The 15,941-nt window shown below is 63.9% G+C and carries 12 protein-coding genes; 2 read left to right on the top strand and 10 right to left on the bottom strand.

Annotated features, from left to right (window positions below; genetic code table 11):
• Nucleotides 1–117: 117 nt before the first annotated feature.
• On the bottom strand, nucleotides 118–1,503 hold the full coding sequence (locus RFN28_RS02200; RefSeq protein WP_320285735.1) for a M20/M25/M40 family metallo-hydrolase: 1,386 nt from the start codon (nucleotides 1,501–1,503) through the stop codon (nucleotides 118–120).
• Between the two features lie 413 nt (nucleotides 1,504–1,916).
• On the opposite strand from RFN28_RS02200, the gene polA reads away from it, so the two are divergent.
• Nucleotides 1,917–4,874, top strand: a complete 2,958-nt coding sequence (polA, locus tag RFN28_RS02195; protein WP_320285734.1) for a DNA polymerase I — start codon at nucleotides 1,917–1,919, stop codon at nucleotides 4,872–4,874.
• A 235-nt stretch (nucleotides 4,875–5,109) separates the two neighbouring features.
• On the opposite strand, the gene RFN28_RS02190 is transcribed toward polA, so the two are convergent.
• From RFN28_RS02190 to RFN28_RS02155, 8 genes are all read right to left on the bottom strand, one after another.
• Complete coding sequence (locus tag RFN28_RS02190; protein ID WP_059184736.1) at nucleotides 5,110–5,514, bottom strand: Fur family transcriptional regulator; 405 nt, start codon at nucleotides 5,512–5,514, stop codon at nucleotides 5,110–5,112.
• Between the two features lie 154 nt (nucleotides 5,515–5,668).
• On the bottom strand, nucleotides 5,669–6,715 hold the full coding sequence (gene mgrA / locus RFN28_RS02185; RefSeq protein WP_320285733.1) for an L-glyceraldehyde 3-phosphate reductase: 1,047 nt from the start codon (nucleotides 6,713–6,715) through the stop codon (nucleotides 5,669–5,671).
• A gap of 115 nt (nucleotides 6,716–6,830) precedes the next feature.
• Entirely contained in the window at nucleotides 6,831–7,973 is a 1,143-nt protein-coding gene (locus RFN28_RS02180) for a Gfo/Idh/MocA family protein (protein WP_320285732.1), read from the bottom strand.
• 12 nt (nucleotides 7,974–7,985) lie between these two features.
• Entirely contained in the window at nucleotides 7,986–8,732 is a 747-nt protein-coding gene (locus tag RFN28_RS02175) for a sugar phosphate isomerase/epimerase family protein (RefSeq protein WP_320285731.1), read from the bottom strand.
• A 49-nt stretch (nucleotides 8,733–8,781) separates the two neighbouring features.
• Complete coding sequence (locus RFN28_RS02170) at nucleotides 8,782–9,891, bottom strand: ABC transporter ATP-binding protein (protein WP_320285913.1); 1,110 nt, start codon at nucleotides 9,889–9,891, stop codon at nucleotides 8,782–8,784.
• Nucleotides 9,891–10,814 (bottom strand): carbohydrate ABC transporter permease, encoded by a 924-nt coding sequence (locus tag RFN28_RS02165; RefSeq protein ID WP_320285912.1) that lies wholly within the window; start codon nucleotides 10,812–10,814, stop codon nucleotides 9,891–9,893. Before RFN28_RS02165 ends, RFN28_RS02170 begins: the two co-directional genes overlap by 1 nt.
• A gap of 13 nt (nucleotides 10,815–10,827) precedes the next feature.
• Nucleotides 10,828–11,721 (bottom strand): carbohydrate ABC transporter permease, encoded by an 894-nt coding sequence (locus RFN28_RS02160; protein WP_320285730.1) that lies wholly within the window; start codon nucleotides 11,719–11,721, stop codon nucleotides 10,828–10,830.
• A gap of 77 nt (nucleotides 11,722–11,798) precedes the next feature.
• Entirely contained in the window at nucleotides 11,799–13,037 is a 1,239-nt protein-coding gene (locus RFN28_RS02155; RefSeq protein ID WP_320285729.1) for an ABC transporter substrate-binding protein, read from the bottom strand.
• Between the two features lie 372 nt (nucleotides 13,038–13,409).
• Between RFN28_RS02155 and RFN28_RS02150 the strand changes: the two genes are divergently transcribed.
• Nucleotides 13,410–14,453, top strand: coding sequence for a LacI family transcriptional regulator (locus RFN28_RS02150; RefSeq protein ID WP_320285728.1), 1,044 nt, complete (start codon nucleotides 13,410–13,412; stop codon nucleotides 14,451–14,453).
• Here the strand turns inward: RFN28_RS02150 and gnd are convergent.
• Entirely contained in the window at nucleotides 14,450–15,877 is a 1,428-nt protein-coding gene (gene gnd / locus RFN28_RS02145) for an NADP-dependent phosphogluconate dehydrogenase (protein WP_320285727.1), read from the bottom strand. The genes RFN28_RS02150 and gnd overlap by 4 nt on opposite strands.
• Between the last annotated feature and the right edge of the window lie 64 nt (nucleotides 15,878–15,941).

Below are 15,941 nucleotides of genomic sequence, written 5' to 3'. Positions count from 1 at the left end.
GCCTGCAGCGTCGCGCATCCTTTGGGATGCGCAAAGGACGCCGCAGCACTTTGCGCTAGATAGATCGTCCTCGCCGCGATCCCGAGAAAAATCAACAGAAACTTGATCTCACGCGTCTCAGCGCGTCAGCGCATCGAGGATGCGCGCCCAGGAGCGCTGCCCCTTGTGGAAGGAGGTGAGCTCGTATTTTTCGTTGGGCGAATGGATGCGGTCGTCATCGAGGCCGAAGCCGACCAGCAGCGATTCCATGCCGAGATAGGTCTGGAAGTCGCCGACCACGGGAATGGAGCCGCCGCCGCCGATGCTGAGAGCCTGCTTTTCCCATTCGTCGGAAAGCGCATCCTTGGCCTTGGCCAGGAAAGGCGAGTCGTAGGAGAGCTGGATCGCCGGCGAGCCGCCATGCGGATGGAATTCGACCGAGCAGTCGCCGGGAATACGCTCGCGCACGAACGCCTGGAAGGCGGCGCGGATCTTCTTCGGATCCTGCTTGTGCACGAGGCGGAACGACACTTTCGCCGAGGCTTCCGCCGCAATCACCGTCTTGAAGCCCTTGCCGGTATAGCCGCCGATGATCCCGTTGAACTCGGCCGCCGGCCGCGCCCAGGTGAGCTCGAGCACGGAGCGGCCCTTCTCGCCGGCGGGGATGGAAAGCCCGACCGGTCCGAGGAAGGTCTCAGCGGTTTCGCCGAGCCCCTCCCAGGACTTCAGCACCTGCGAGGGCGTCTCCTCGACGCCGTCATAAAAGCCCGGAATGGTGACGCGGCCGTTTTGATCATGGATGTCGGCTAGGATCCTGGCCAGGATCCGGATCGGATTGGCAGCCGGACCGCCATAGAGCCCGGAATGCAGATCGCGGCTGGCCGCCTTGACCGTGACTTCCTCGCCGACCATGCCGCGCAGCGACACGCAGATCGAAGGCGTTTCGCGATCCCACATGCTGGTGTCGCAGACCAGCGCGAAATCCGCTTTCAGCTCCGCGGCATTCGCCTCGAGGAACGGCTTCAGCGACGGCGAGCCGGATTCCTCCTCGCCTTCGAACAGGATGGTGACGCGGCAGGGCAGATTGCCGTGCACCTGCTTCCAGGCGCGGCAGGCCTCCACGAAGGTCATCAACTGCCCTTTGTCGTCGGCCGAGCCGCGCCCGGTGATCACCCTGCGGCCAGGCTCGATCTCCTTGATCGACGGCGCGAATGGATCGCTCTCCCAAAGCTCGATCGGATCGACCGGCTGCACGTCGTAATGACCGTAGAACAGCACATGCGGCGCGCCGGCCGGCCCTTCGTGATGCGCCACCACCATCGGGTGGCCGGGCGTGTCGCGCACGCTGGCGTCGAAACCGATCAGCCTGAGCTCGCCGACCAGCCAGTCGGCAGCCGTGCGACAATCGGTGGCAAAGGCCGGGTCGGTGGAGATCGACTTGATGCCGAGCAGGCCAAAAAGCCGTTCCAGGCTCTGGTCGAGATTCTGGTCGAGGCGGTCGAGGACGGGGGAGATTCTGGACATGCAGTGGCCTTTCGATTTTGCGGCAGACCCTAAAGGGCAAGACCGGAAACGGAAAGCCGCGATCGTTGGACCAAGCCGATCGAAAGGCAAAAAAGAACCGCCGTGGTGGAGGGGAAACCACGGCGGTCTCTACTGAAACGTTGCGGCAGCCCGGAGAGGGGGGATAGGCTGCCGCAGTTTGTCCGGGATAGGCGGGGGACGGGCCTTACACCGGACTTCGGCTAAAAACTGCCGATGACAGCTATTTGGGTCCCTGAACATGGCGATTCAAGGGCACGAAGATTACACTTTTGTAACATGACCGTGAGCGGCCCATCCCGTCGGACAGGAACTGTCAGGGGCATTGCCGGAACCCGTGGGTTGCGCCGCCTTTGGCATGGACCGCGGAGCCCGGCCGCGCTATCCCTGCCGGCATGAAAAAAGGCGATCATCTCTTCCTTGTCGATGGCTCCGGCTACATTTTCCGCGCCTACCACGCGCTGCCGCCGCTCAACCGCAAGTCCGACGGCCTGCCGACCAGCGCCGTGCTCGGCTTCTGCAACATGGTGTGGAAGCTGATGCAGGACGCCCGCAACACCAGCGTGGGCATTGCGCCGACGCATTTCGCTGTCATCTTCGACTATTCCTCCAAAACCTTTCGCAGCGATCTTTATCCCGAATACAAGGCCAACCGTTCGGCGCCGCCGGAAGACCTCATCCCGCAATTCGGCCTGATCCGCCAGGCGACCGTGGCGTTCAACCTGCCCTGCATCGAGATGGAAGGTTTCGAGGCCGACGACATCATTGCCACCTATTGCCGGCTGGCCTGCGAGGCCGGCGGCGACACCACCATCGTCTCCTCCGACAAGGACCTGATGCAGCTCGTCGGCCCGACGGTCCGTATGTACGATCCGATGAAGGATCGCCGGATCAGCATCCCCGAAGTGATCGAGAAATGGGGCGTGCCGCCGGAAAAGATGATCGACCTGCAGGCGCTGACCGGCGACTCGATCGACAATGTGCCTGGCGTGCCGGGCATCGGACCGAAGACCGCAGCACAGCTTCTGGAGCAGTTCGGCGACCTTGACGGGCTGCTCGCACGCGCCTCCGAGATCAAACAGGACAAGCGGCGCGAATCGATCATCGCCAACGCCGACAAGGCGCGCATATCGCGTGAGCTGGTGACGTTGAAGAACGACGTGCCGCTGAAGGAAGGGCTGGACGATCTCATCCTTCATGCGGCGGACGGGCCGAAGCTGATCGGCTTCCTGAAGACGATGGAATTCACCACGCTGACCCGCCGCGTCGCGGAAGCGACCGGGACCGACATCGGCGACGTCCAGGCCGCGCCCGTCACCATCGAGCGCGCCGATACCGCGCACGGCCCCGATGTCGGCGCCGGTGCGCCGCCAGCCGCAGCCGCCGCAGGCGATGCCGCAAAGCCTGCCCAGCCGCCCGTCAGGGCCGAAGACACTCCGCCCCAGGGCGACACCCCTTCCCTGCTCTCGGCATTGCGGCTCGAAAAGGCGGCGGCGCTCAAGATCGATCCCTCAGCCTACACAGCCATTCGCGATGCGGCCGCGCTCAAAGCCTGGATCGCCGAGGTGAACGAAGCCGGCATCCTCGCTCTCGAGGCCGAAACCACATCGTCCGACCCGATGAAGGCCGAGTTGATCGGCCTCTCCATGGCAGTCGCGCCGGGCCGCGCCGTCTATCTGCCGCTCGCCCACAAAAACGGCAACGGTGACCTGCTTGGCGGCGGCCTGCTGGCGGACCAGGTCCCCGTCCGCGAAGCGCTGGCGCTGCTCAAGCCGGTGCTCGAGGACCGGGCGGTTCTCAAGATCGTGCAGGACATGAAATACGACATCGTCGTGATGAGCCGGCACGGCATCGAGGTCGCCCCGTTCGACGATACGATGCTGATCTCTTATGTGCTCGATGCCGGCACCTCCGGCGGCCACGACCTCGCCTCGCTGTCGGAGAAGTGGCTGGGTCATGCCCCGGCGTCGAAGAAGGAGCTTGCCGGATCGGGCAAGAGCGCCGTCGGCTTCGACCAGGTCGATATCGAGCGGGCGACCGCCTATGCCGGCGAGCAGGCCGATCTGGCGCTGCGGCTCTGGCAGTTGCTGAAGCCTCGGCTTGCCGCCAAGGGTCTCGTTTCCGTCTATGAGCGGCTGGAGCGGCCGCTGGTGCCCGTGCTCGCCCGCATGGAACAGCGCGGCATCTCGGTCGACCGCCAGATCCTATCCCGGCTCTCGGGCGAGCTGGCGCAAGGCGCCGCCCGTGTCGAGGAGGAGATCTACGGGATCGTCGGCGAGCGCATCAACATCGGCTCGCCCAAGCAGCTCGGCGACATTCTGTTCGGCAAGATGGGCCTGCCGGGCGGCTCCAAGACCAGGACCGGCCAGTGGTCGACCTCGGCGCAGCTTCTGGAGGATCTTGCGGCGGAGGGCCACGAACTGCCGCGCAAAATCGTCGACTGGCGCCAGCTCACCAAGCTGAAATCGACCTATACCGATGCGTTGCCGGGCTTCATCAATCCCGCAACCAATCGCGTTCACACTTCCTATGCGCTGGCCGCGACGACCACAGGACGCCTGTCGTCCTCCGACCCCAATCTGCAGAACATTCCGGTGCGCACCGCCGAGGGCCGCAAGATCCGAACCGCCTTCATCGCCGAGAAGGGTCACAAGCTGGTCTCGGCCGACTACAGCCAGATCGAATTGCGCGTGCTGGCGCACGTCGCCGAGATTCCGCAGCTCAAGCAGGCCTTCGCCGACGGCGCCGACATCCATGCCATCACCGCATCGGAAATGTTCAACGTGCCGGTCGCGGGCATGCCGTCGGAAGTGCGCCGTCGCGCTAAGGCGATCAATTTCGGCATCATCTATGGCATCTCGGCCTTCGGCCTCGCCAACCAGCTGTCGATCCCGCGCGAGGAGGCAAGCGCCTACATCAAGCGCTATTTCGAGCGCTTCCCGGGCATCCGCGACTATATCGAGGAAACCAAGGCCTACGCGCGGGAAAACGGCTTCGTCGAGACCATCTTCGGCCGCCGTATCCACTATCCGGAGATAAGGTCCTCCAATCCGTCGATCCGCGCCTTCAACGAGCGCGCCTCGATCAATGCCAGGCTCCAGGGCACCGCTGCCGATATCATCCGCCGTGCCATGGTGCATATGGAAGAGGCGCTGGAGAAGGCGAAGCTGTCGGCCCGCATGCTCTTGCAGGTGCATGACGAGCTGATCTTCGAGACGGTGGAAGCGGAGGTCGAGGCGACGATTCCCGTCGTGCGCCGCGTGATGGAGAACGCGCCGATGCCGGCAGTCTCGATGTCTGTGCCGCTGCATGTCGACGCGCGTGCCGCCGACAACTGGGACGAGGCGCACTGAGCTTCGGCGGACGTAGATACCGGCAAAGCGCCGCGATCCTTCACACCCCCCTCTGTCCTGCCGGACATCTCCCCCGCAAGGGGGGAGATCAGCAGTCACGTCGGATTTCGCCAATCTCCAACGTTGCAGAATGAGCGGGGCGCGAAAGCTGCCAATCTCCCCCCTTGCGGGGGAGATGTCCGGCAGGACAGAGGGGGGCGCTGTCCCTCCAGCATAAACAGGTTAGCTGCCTAACTTAAGCCGCCTCAGCTCTACACTTGGCACACACACCCCGAAACTCGATCACCGCCTTCTTGGCGGCGAAGCCGGTCGAGCGCACCCATTCGTCCAGCCGGTGGTCGACATCATGGTCGGACATCTCGGTCACCTGGCCGCAGCTGTCGCAAATGGCGAAGGCGGTCATCGAATGGCTGTGGTCGTGCGGCTCGGCGCAGGCGACGAAGGAGTTGAGGCTTTCGAGCCGGTGCACGAAGCCGGATTTCACCAGCGTGTCGAGCGCGCGGTAGACCTGAAGCGGCGCCCGGAAGCCGCGCTCGCGCAGCTGGTCGAGCAGCATATAGGCGCTGAGCGGCCCGCTGGCGGCCTCGAGCTTCTCGAGCACGCACAGCTGGTTCTTGGTCAGCGCATCCCTTGCCGTCATCTTGTCCGTCCGGTCGTCGCGTCATTTCGCGTGCCGATTGTGCACGCGAACGCGCTCTGGTCCATGAGATAGCGACGAACGCGCATCTTTGCCACTGTTTCCGCAGCAGGTGCCACCGGGCGACAGGCAGCGGTCATGGCGGGCCGGCCAATCGTTATTTGCGCGGCGGTCCCTTGCGCTCGGCGGAAGCCGCCCAGAGGTTGATGTCGGCCTCGCGCGCATAAGTATCGATCTCTGCGAGCTCGGCATCCGTAAAGTCGAGCGCCTTGAGCGCGCCGACGCAATCCTCGACCTGCTCCGGCCGGCTGGCGCCGATGAGCGCCGTTGTCACCCGGCCCTTGCGCAGCACCCAGGCCAGCGCCATCTGCGCCAGCGTTTGTCCGCGCCTGGCGGCGATGGCATTGAGCGCCTTGATGTTGGCGATCGACTGGTCGTTGATGAAGGCCGGCCTGAGCGATTTGCCTTGGGATGCGCGGCTGCCCTCGGGGATGCCGCCGAGATATTTGTCGGTCAGCATGCCTTGCGCCAGCGGCGAGAACACGATCGAGCCGATGCCGAGACCGTCGAGCGTGTCCAGCAGCCCGTCCTCCTCGACCCAGCGATTGAGCATGGAGTAGCTCGGCTGGTGGATGAGGCAGGGCGTGCCCAACTGCCTCAGAATGTCGGCTGCTTCGCGCGTGCGCTGCGAATTGTAGGAAGAGATGCCGGCATAGAGCGCCCTGCCCGAGCGCACGGCATGATCGAGCGCGCCCATCGTCTCTTCCAGCGGCGTCTCCGGATCGAAGCGGTGGGAATAGAAGATGTCGACATAGTCGAGCCCCATGCGTTTCAGGCTCTGGTCGAGGCTGGCCAACATGTATTTGCGGCTGCCCCACTCGCCGTAGGGGCCGGCCCACATCCCGTAGCCCGCCTTGGTCGAGATGATCAGCTCGTCGCGATAGGCAGCGAAATCGGTGCGCAGTATCTCACCGAACGCCGTCTCGGCCGAGCCCGGCGACGGGCCGTAATTGTTGGCGAGGTCGAAATGCGTGATGCCGAGGTCGAAGGCCTTGCGGACGATCGCCTGCTTGGTCCCGTGCGGCGTGTCGTTGCCGAAATTGTGCCACAGCCCGAGCGAGATGGCCGGCAGCTTGAGGCCGGACCGCCCGCAACGATTGTAGATCATTGTCTCGTAGCGGTTCTCGGCGGCGACATAGGGCATGGAAAATCCTCGGGAAACGGAGCGGCGCGGCGATCGTCGCGCAGATAAGTTGAATCGATGCTTGCCCCACTCCCTTACCCTCTCCCCGCCGAAACGGGGAGAGGGTAGTTGCCACCTACTTTTTCTTCGCCAGAAGCGCCTTCGCCTCCTTGATGCCGAGCGCCGCCGGTCGCTCGCAGCTCGTCTGCATTGCGACGAACTTGCCGCTTTCGCCCGAGCGCAGGATGCCGGTCATGACATCGACGGCATGCAGCGCCAGCTCCATCGAGCAGCGATGCGGCCGCCCTTCGGAGATCGCGATCGCCATGTCGGCAAGGCCGGCGGTGCGGTAGTTGGCCATCATGCCTTGGCTGTGCATCTCGTTGGGTACGCCGAAGGGATGATCCCACTTCGGCAGCTTCTTCACCGGCTTGGTGGCATCGGTGAAGCGGACCTCGCCGCCGAAGAAGTTCGGGTCCGGCACGAAGACGGTGCCCGCCTCGCCATAGAGCTCCATCGGCGCGTGGCCGTGGCTCCAGACGTCCCAGCTGGTGTTGAGCGTCACCACAGCGCCGTTCTCGAATTCGAGCAGCGCATGGATGGTGGTCGGCGTGTTGACAGGGATCTTTTCGCCCGCGCGCGGCTTGGAGCTGATGGTGCGCTCCTTGGCCGGCGTCGCCGCGAAGGCCGCAACCTGCTTCACTGGCCCGATCAGTTGGATCAGGTTGGTGACGTAATATGGGCCGATGTCGAGCACCGGGCCGGCGCCAGGCTGGAAGAAGAAGTCGGGGTTGGGGTGCCAGTGCTCCATGCCGTGGCCCATGACATGGCAGGTGCCGCTGGTGATCTTGCCGAGCTTGCCGCTATCGATCAGCTCGCGTGCCAGCTGATGCGCACCGCCGAAGAACGTATCCGGCGCCGAACCGATGCGCAGCCCCTTCGTCTCGGCCCGCTGCTTGAGGTCGAGCCCTTCCTCGATCGACAGCACGAAGGGCTTTTCCGAATAGACGTGCTTGCCGGCCTCGAGCACCGCCTTCGACACTTCATAATGCACGGCCGGAACGGTGAGGTTGACGACGATGTCGATCTCCTCGTCCTTGAGAAGCTCGTTGACCGTCTCGGCGCGGAGCTTGAACTCCTTCGCCCGCATCTTCGCTGCGTCCATGTTGATGTCCGCGCATGCACGCATCTTGATGCCGCGGAACAGCGGGGCCAGCGAGAAATACGCTTTCGAGATGTTGCCGCAGCCGATGACGCCTACGCCAAGTTTGCTTGCCATTTTGATCTGCTCCTACCAGCTCTTGGCTGCTGCGATCGAGCGACGGGCAAAGCGCTCGATGTCGTTGGGGTTGTCTTGCTCCATGACGAAATACTGCGCCGCGCTTCCAGCGCGCAGCGCCTTGATCAGGCCGGGCCAGTCGATGGTGCCGTGGCCGACATCCGACCATCCGTCCTCGTCCAGTCCCTCGCCGGGCTTCGCCATGTCCTTGACGTGGACGGCATTGATGCGCTTACCGTGCTTCTCGATCCAGGGCAGCGGATCGGCGCCGCCGCGCACCACCCAGGCGACGTCCATTTCCCAGCCGATGTCGGGCGCGGTCGACAGGATATGGTCCTGCGGCACAGAACCGTCGGCGAGTGCCTTGAACTCGAAATCGTGGTTATGCCAGGCAAAGCCGTAGCCGGCCTTCTTCGCCGTCTCGCCGACCTTGGCGAGACGCGCGCCGAAGCCGCGCCAGCCGGCGGCATCGCCCGGCCGCGCATCGGGCATCAGGTAGGGGCAGATCAAGAGCGTGATGCCCAGCGCATCGGCGATCCTGCGCACGCCGTCGAAATCCTTTTCCAGCGCATCGATCGAGAAATGCCCGGTCGGCATGGCAAGTCCGTTCTTGTCGAGCTCGGCGCGGAAAGCCTTGGGATCGTCATAGACGCCGCCGAAACCTTCGACCTGGCGGTAGCCGAGCTCGCCGAGCATTTTCAGCACGCCGTCCCATGGCTGAAAGTTTCGGGCACTATAAAGTTGGAATGACCAGTTCATCTGTCTGTCCGTTCTGCTTGATGGTTCCGGGAGGTTGTGGTCTGGGAGGTTAAAGGCGGCTGTCGGTCTCGGCATCGAACAGCGAAGCGCGCGCCGGATCGAAGCCGATGCGGATCGCATCGCCGTTCCGCAGCGTCTTGTCGGCTTCGACGCGGAAGGAAAGGATCTGGCCGCCAAGCTTGGTCCACACCAGCGTGTCGGAGCCCATCGGATCGACGATCTCGACCGTCGACTCGGCGGTGAAGGGCATGGCCCGCGCCGCTTCGCCAAAAGCGATATGCTCGGGCCGGATGCCGAACACGCAGGGCTTGGCGGCGCGGCCGCCGTCGCCGTCGAATTGATAGCGGCCGAGCGGCACCGACACGCCGTCCGCCTTGAACACCGGCGCCTCGCCGGTCTCCAGGTGACCCTTGATGAAATTCATCGCCGGCGAGCCGAGGAAGCCGGCGACGAAGCGGTTGACCGGGCGGTTGTAGATGGTCTGCGGCGCATCGAGCTGCTGGATGACGCCGCCCTTCATCACCGCGATGCGGTCGGCGAGCGTCATCGCCTCGATCTGGTCGTGGGTGACGTAGATCATGGTGTTCTGCAGCCTGCGATGCAAAAGCTTGATCTCGACGCGCAGCTCCGAGCGCAGCTTGGCATCGAGGTTGGACAGGGGTTCGTCGAACAGGAAGACGTCGACATCGCGCACCAGCGCCCGCCCGATCGCCACGCGCTGGCGCTGGCCGCCGGAGAGCGCCGAGGGCTTCCTCTGCAGCAACGGCTCGATCTGCAGGATCTCGGCGGCACGCGCGATGCGTTTGGCGATCTCGTCCTTCGGCACGCCGGCGACGCGCAGGCCGAAGGAGAGGTTCTTCTCCACCGTCATCTGCGGATAGAGCGCGTAGGACTGGAACACCATGCCGATGCCGCGATCCTTCGGCTCCTCCCAGGTGACGTTCTTGCCCTTGATGAAGATGCGGCCTTCCGAAATGTCGAGCAGGCCGGCGATGCAGTTGAGCAAGGTCGACTTGCCGCAGCCGGACGGCCCGAGCAGCACGATGAACTCGCCCTCGGCGACGTCGAGGTTGAGCGTCTTCAGTACCGACATGACGCCGAAATTGAGCGACAGGTTCTGGATCGAAACGCTGGGATTGGCGATCGCTGCTTCCATCATCATCCTTTCACCGCGCCGGCGGCGATGCCGCGCACGAAGAGCTTGCCGGAAACGAAATAGACGATGAGCGGCACGAGGCCGGTCAGGATGGTTGCGGCCATGTTGACGTTGTATTCCTTCACGCCCTGCACCGAGTTGACGATGTTGTTGAGCTGCACCGTCATCGGATAGGTGTCGGGGCGGGTGTAGACGACGCCGAACAGGAAGTCGTTCCAGATGCCGGTGACCTGCAGGATGATGGCGACGACGAAGATCGGCATCGACATCGGCAGCATGATGCGCAGATAGATGCCCCAGAAGCCGGCGCCGTCGACGCGCGCGGCCCTGAACAGCTCCTCCGGCATCGACGTGAAATAGTTGCGGAACAGAAGCGTCAGGATCGGCATGCCGAAGATCGAATGCACGATCACCAGGCCGGTCAGCGTGCCATAGATGCCGATCTCGCGCAGGATGATGACGATCGGATAGATCATCACCTGATAGGGGATGAAGGCGCCGACGATCAGGATGATGAAGAAGGTGTCGGCACCCTTGAAGCGCCAGTTGGCTAAAGCGTAGCCGTTCACCGAGGCAACCGCGATCGACAGCAGCACCGACGGCACGGTGATGCGCACCGAATTCCAGAAGCCGCGCGAAAGCCCGTCGCAGTTGAGCCCCGTGCAGGCGCTGGACCAGGCCTTCACCCAGGGTTCGAAAGTGATTTCCAGCGGCGGCGAGAAGATGTTGCCGAGGCGGATTTCCGGCATGCCCTTCAGCGACGTGACGATCATCACGTAAAGCGGCAAGAGGTAATAGAGCGCCACGACGATGAGCGTGCCGTAGAGGAAGATGTTGCGGCGCGAGAACACGTGTCGCGGCTTCGTTCCGCTCGGCCCCAATGCATCGCGCAACAGGGCTTCGCGCCGGAGAGCGTCACCGGACATGGAGGCAGCGACTTCAGCCATGTTTCTTGCCTCCGAATTCGAGATAGGCCCATGGCACGATGACGATCACCACCGAGAGCAGCATCATGGTCGAGGCAGCGAAACCCTGGCCGAGATTCTGGGCGAAGAACATGTAATCGTAGACATATTTGGCCGGCACCTCGGAGGCGATGCCCGGACCGCCGCTGGTCTGGGCCACGACGAGGTCGTAGACCTTGACGATGCCTGCGGCGATGATCACCAGGGTGGTGATGAAGACCGGCCGCATCATCGGGATGACGATGAAGACATAGGTCTTCCACATCGGTATCCCGTCCACCCGCGCCGCCTTCCAGATGTCCTCGTCGATGCCGCGCAGACCGGCGAGCATCAGGCACATGATCAGCCCCGTGCCTTGCCAGAGCGCCGCAATCGAAATGCCGTAGATGACGATGCTGGAATTGTAGAGCGGATCGAAGCTGAAGCTCGTCCAGCCGATATCGCGCACGACGCGCTGGATGCCGAAGTCTGGATTGAGCAGCCACTGCCAGACCAGGCCCGTGACGATGAAGGAGAGCGCGAAAGGATAAAGGAAGATAGTCCGGAACGTATCCTCGAAGCGGATCTTCTGGTCGAGGAGCGCCGCGAGGATGAAGCCGATCACCAGCGAGAATACCAGCGAGATCACGCCGTAGATCAGAAGGTTCTCGATCGACACCAGCCAGCGCGGCGTCGCCCACAGCCGATAGTACTGGTCGAGCCCGACGAAGTTCAGCCGCGGCAAGAGCTTCGAATTGGTGAAGGAATAGAACACCGTCCAGGCTGTGCCGCCGACGAAGACCACCAGCGCGGTCAGGATCATCGGGATCGATGCGACCTTGGCGTTAAGGTTGCGGAAGAGCTGGTTGGGGCGTTCGCGGTTGCTCATCTCGTCAGCCCGGCAATGAGGACATTACGCTCCCGACCCCGATAGGTAGGGCCGGGAGCCGGCGGGGGCGCCGGTCGTCAGTCGGCAGATGCGATGATGTCGGCGAAGCGCTTCTGCGCCTCTTCGAGCGTCATGTCGGGCTTGGCGAAGAATTCGGAGAACAGGTCCTCCTTCTGCTTCTGGCTGTCCTGCGACATGAGCTGGTCCGTCCACGGGATCACCGCGCCCTTGGCGAGAATGGCGAGACCCTTCTTCATGCAGTCGTTCGCCGCGTTGAGGTCGACATCGCCGCGCACCGGCAGCGAGCCCTTCTTGAGATTGAAGGCGACCTGCGTCTTCGGATCGAGTAGCGTCTCAGCCAGGACTTCCTGCGCCTTGGACTTCGCTTCATCCTTGAGCAGCGGGAAGTAGAAGGCGTCGCCGCCGGTGGCGATGACTTCGTTCAGACCGAGGCCGGGCAGGCAGGTATAATCCTTGCCGGCGGTCTTACCGGCGACCTGGAACTCGCCCTGCGCCCAGTCGCCCATGATCTGGCCGCCGGCCTTGCCGGTGATGACGAGATTGGTCGCTTGGTTCCAGTCCTGCACATTGGTGTTCTTGGCCATCTTGCGGGCGTCGTCGGCCGCCTTGAACACCTTGGCGATCTCCGGGCCGGCCGCGAACTTGGCGTCCTTTTGCTGGTAGACCTTGAGGAAGGCGTCGGTGCCGCCGACTGCGGCGAGCAGTACGTCGAAGGCGCCCGAGGCCTGCCAGGGCTGTCCGCCGACGGCGAGCGGGACGATGCCGGCCTTCTCCAGTGCCGGAGCGGCGGCCACGAATTCATTCCAGTCCTTCGGCATCGGCACGCCGGCCTTCTGGAAGGCTTCGCTCGACAGCCAGAGCCACTGCCAGGAGTGGATGTTGACGGGCACGCAATAGATCTTGCCGCCGATGGTGCACGAGTCGAGCAGGCTCTTCGGCCGTACGATTTCCGTCCACTTCTCCTTGGTGGCGATATCTGTGAGGTCGCGCATCAGCCCGGCCTGGACGAGTTCCTCGGCCTGGCGGCCGTGGTTGAACTGGGTAGCGCCCATCGGATCGCCGCCGGTGATGCGGCTGATCATGATCGGCCGCGCCGTGCCGCCGGAGCCGGCGATGGCGCCGTCGACCCAGTGATTGCCGGTTGCATTGAATGCCTTGGCAAGTTCGGCCACCGCCGCCGCTTCGCCGCCCGAAGTCCACCAATGGGTGACTTCGAGGTCGGTCGCGGCAGCCGGTCCGGCGAAGTTCAGCGCGACCGTCGCGGCAAACGCGGCAGTCAGGAATTTGTATCGCATTTCGGTTCCTCCCAGAATCTGAAACGTTACAGATTTTCGATACGGCAATTGGCGGACATAGGCAACCCCTCGAATGGAAACGGCATGAGATTTTTTCGGGGCGCGAACAAAATCCTTCGGTTAATGTGCTCTATTTGGTCGATTGGCGTCAAAAGCCACCAGAAAGCGGTATTTCCTTGTGATTCCAGTGCCTTTCGGTGCGCTTCCTCGCCTCCGGCCAGGAGGATCGCGACCGGCCGTTCGGCCGCGGGCGTTGGCAATCTGTAACGTTTCAGTATATTGAACCGCGCCACGCGCCGAAAGCCGTGCAATCGGCAACGCGCAGATTGCCGGTCGGCCTCGCGGCTGCTATGCGCCTGATGGGCGGGACGAATGGATAGACGAGCTACCGAGAAGGACGACGAGACGTCGGCTACCGAACGGCCGACGCTGAAGACGCTTGCCTTCATGACCGGGCTCGGCGTCACGACGGTCTCGCGCGCGCTGAAGGACGCGCCGGAGATCGGCGCCGAGACCAGGCGTCGCGTGCAGCTCGTCGCCAAGCAGATCGGTTACCGGCCGAACCGCGCCGGCGTCAGGCTGCGGACCGGCAAGACCAACGTCATCAGCCTGGTGCTCAACACAGAGCACGAGCTGATGAGCTTCGTCTCCGACATCATCTATGGCGTCACCGAAGTGATCGCCGATACGCCCTATCACCTGATCGTCACGCCCTATTCGCGCTCGCAGGACCCGCTGGATCCGGTGCGCTACCTGGTCGAGACCGGCTCGGCCGACGGCGTCATCATTTCGCGCACGCAGCCCAACGATCCGCGGGCCCGCTATATGCTGGAGCGCGGCATTCCCTTCGCCACGCACGGTCGCACCGATATGGGGCTGGTGCATCCCTATCACGACTTCGACAATTACGCTTTCGCCGGCGAGGCGGTTCGCTATCTCGCCGGCGTGGGCCGGCGCCGGCTCGCTCTGATGACGCCGCCGGTCGGCCTCACCTATTACGGCCACACGGTGAACGGGTTTGCCGACGCGCTGAGCGAGGTCGGCGCCAGCGAGGTGCCGTTCAACACCGTCTCCATCGATCACACGATCGAGCAGATCAGGATGCGCACCGCGCAGCTCATGCGCCGGGACGATCGCCCGGACGGCATCATCAGCAGCGCCGCCGCTGCGACGCTTGCCGTCGTCGCCGGCATCGAGGACGCCGGCCTGAAGCTCGGCCGGGATGTCGACGTGGTGTCGAAACAGTCGTCGGAGGTGCTGCACCTGTTCCGGCGGGAACTGCTCGTCGTCAACGAGAATTTCCGGCTCGCCGGCTCCGAGCTCGCCCGCGCGGTGCTAGGCTGGATCGGCGGCGCGGCACCCGGATCGCTGCAATCGCTCAGCAAGCCTAGCGAAGTCCTGCCCTATCGCGGCTAGTGGCCTGCCCCACTGCCCCACGGCCCATGGAACGCACCCTGCTCGCCGATGCGCTCGAAGCCATGGGCGCCGAAGAAATCGCGCTGCGCCTGGATCAGGTTCGAGGTGCCGCGGCCCTGGCGGTAGCTGTCGAAATAGGCGAGCGCGGAAGACAGCGCCGGCACCGGCGAGCCGGCCTCTGAGGCCCTTGCCACGATGCGCCGCAGCGACGGATGCGCTTCCTTCATCATGGCGATGAAGGCCGGCGCCATCAGAAGGTTGGTGGAGGCGCCGCCCGAGCCGAACGCCTCCGCCATCGTGTCCAGCATCTGCGAGCGGATGATGCAGCCGGCGCGCCAGATCTTGGCGATGGTCGGCATCGGCAGGTTCCAGTTGAACTCCCTCGAGGCGCCGCTCATCACCGCGAAGCCTTGCGCGTAGGCGGCGATCTTGCCGGCGAACAGCGCCAACTCGAGGTCCTTCAGCAAGGCTGCCCTGTCGCCGGAGATCTTCTCGACGCCGATATTGCCATAGGCCTTCTCCGCCGCCTGCCGCTCGTCCTTGATCGACGACAGCACGCGCGCCGCAACCGCCGCTTCGATGGCGGTCGCGGGAATGCCGAGCTGCTGCGCCTCGATGACCGACCATTTGCCGGTGCCTTTCTGGCCGGCGCGGTCGAGGATGATGTCGACCACCGGCTTGCCGGTCTTGGCATCGTCGGCGGCGAGAACCTTGGCGGTGATCTCGATCAGGTAGGAGTTGAGCCGGCCCTTGTTCCAGTTTTCGAAAACCGCGCCGATCTCCTTCGGCCCCATACCGAGCCCATCGCGCAGGATGCCGTAGATCTCGGCGATCATCTGCATGTCGGCATATTCGATGCCGTTATGGATAGTCTTGACGAAATGCCCGGCGCCGTCGGTGCCAAGCCAGGCGGCACAAGGCTCGTCCTTGAATTTGGCGGAGATTGCCGTCAGCACTTTCTCGACGCGCTTCCACGATTCTTCCGTGCCGCCGACCATGATCGAGGGCCCGTGGCGCGCGCCCTCCTCGCCGCCGGACACGCCCATGCCGATGAAAGTCAGGCCCGAGCCAGATAGTTCGGAGAAGCGCCGCATCGTGTCGCGGAAATTGGCGTTGCCGGCGTCGATGACGATGTCGTTGTCGGAGAGCACGCCGCGAAGTGCCGCGATCTGCTCATCGACCGGCTTGCCGGCCAGCACCATGATGATGATCGGCCGCGGCGGCCGGATCGCGGCGGCCAGTTCCTCCAGGCTGTAGCAGGGAACGATCCTATCCTTCAGCGCGCCGGCGTTCTCGACGAAGGCGTCGGTACGCGATCGCGTGCGGTTGAAGACGGCGATGCGGTGCCCGTGCTCGGCGATGTTGAGCGCCAGGTTGGAGCCCATCGTGCCAAGGCCGATCAGGCCGATTTCGGCTTTTTCCATCGTTTCTTCCCTGCTTTCAGATCTTTTGTTGAGGCAGCGTTTTGCCGGATGATTGACGGGCCTT

This window comes from Mesorhizobium album, assembly GCF_033977205.1.
GTDB lineage: Bacteria > Pseudomonadota > Alphaproteobacteria > Rhizobiales > Rhizobiaceae > Mesorhizobium > Mesorhizobium album.
Note: the sequence above shows the minus strand (reverse complement) of the source record. Positions and strands in the feature narration are given on the sequence as shown.

What these genes read in the sequence shown, in the direction of transcription:
- RFN28_RS02200 (WP_320285735.1), bottom strand. Translation starts at nt 1,503, where the DNA reads ATGTCCAGAATCTCCCCCGTCCTCGACCGCCTCGACCAGAATCTCGAC.
- polA (WP_320285734.1), top strand. Translation starts at nt 1,917, where the DNA reads ATGAAAAAAGGCGATCATCTCTTCCTTGTCGATGGCTCCGGCTACATT.
- RFN28_RS02190 (WP_059184736.1), bottom strand. Translation starts at nt 5,514, where the DNA reads ATGACGGCAAGGGATGCGCTGACCAAGAACCAGCTGTGCGTGCTCGAG.
- mgrA (WP_320285733.1), bottom strand. Translation starts at nt 6,715, where the DNA reads ATGCCCTATGTCGCCGCCGAGAACCGCTACGAGACAATGATCTACAAT.
- RFN28_RS02180 (WP_320285732.1), bottom strand. Translation starts at nt 7,973, where the DNA reads ATGGCAAGCAAACTTGGCGTAGGCGTCATCGGCTGCGGCAACATCTCG.
- RFN28_RS02175 (WP_320285731.1), bottom strand. Translation starts at nt 8,732, where the DNA reads ATGAACTGGTCATTCCAACTTTATAGTGCCCGAAACTTTCAGCCATGG.
- RFN28_RS02170 (WP_320285913.1), bottom strand. Translation starts at nt 9,891, where the DNA reads ATGATGGAAGCAGCGATCGCCAATCCCAGCGTTTCGATCCAGAACCTG.
- RFN28_RS02165 (WP_320285912.1), bottom strand. Translation starts at nt 10,814, where the DNA reads ATGTCCGGTGACGCTCTCCGGCGCGAAGCCCTGTTGCGCGATGCATTG.
- RFN28_RS02160 (WP_320285730.1), bottom strand. Translation starts at nt 11,721, where the DNA reads ATGAGCAACCGCGAACGCCCCAACCAGCTCTTCCGCAACCTTAACGCC.
- RFN28_RS02155 (WP_320285729.1), bottom strand. Translation starts at nt 13,037, where the DNA reads ATGCGATACAAATTCCTGACTGCCGCGTTTGCCGCGACGGTCGCGCTG.
- RFN28_RS02150 (WP_320285728.1), top strand. Translation starts at nt 13,410, where the DNA reads ATGGATAGACGAGCTACCGAGAAGGACGACGAGACGTCGGCTACCGAA.
- gnd (WP_320285727.1), bottom strand. Translation starts at nt 15,877, where the DNA reads ATGGAAAAAGCCGAAATCGGCCTGATCGGCCTTGGCACGATGGGCTCC.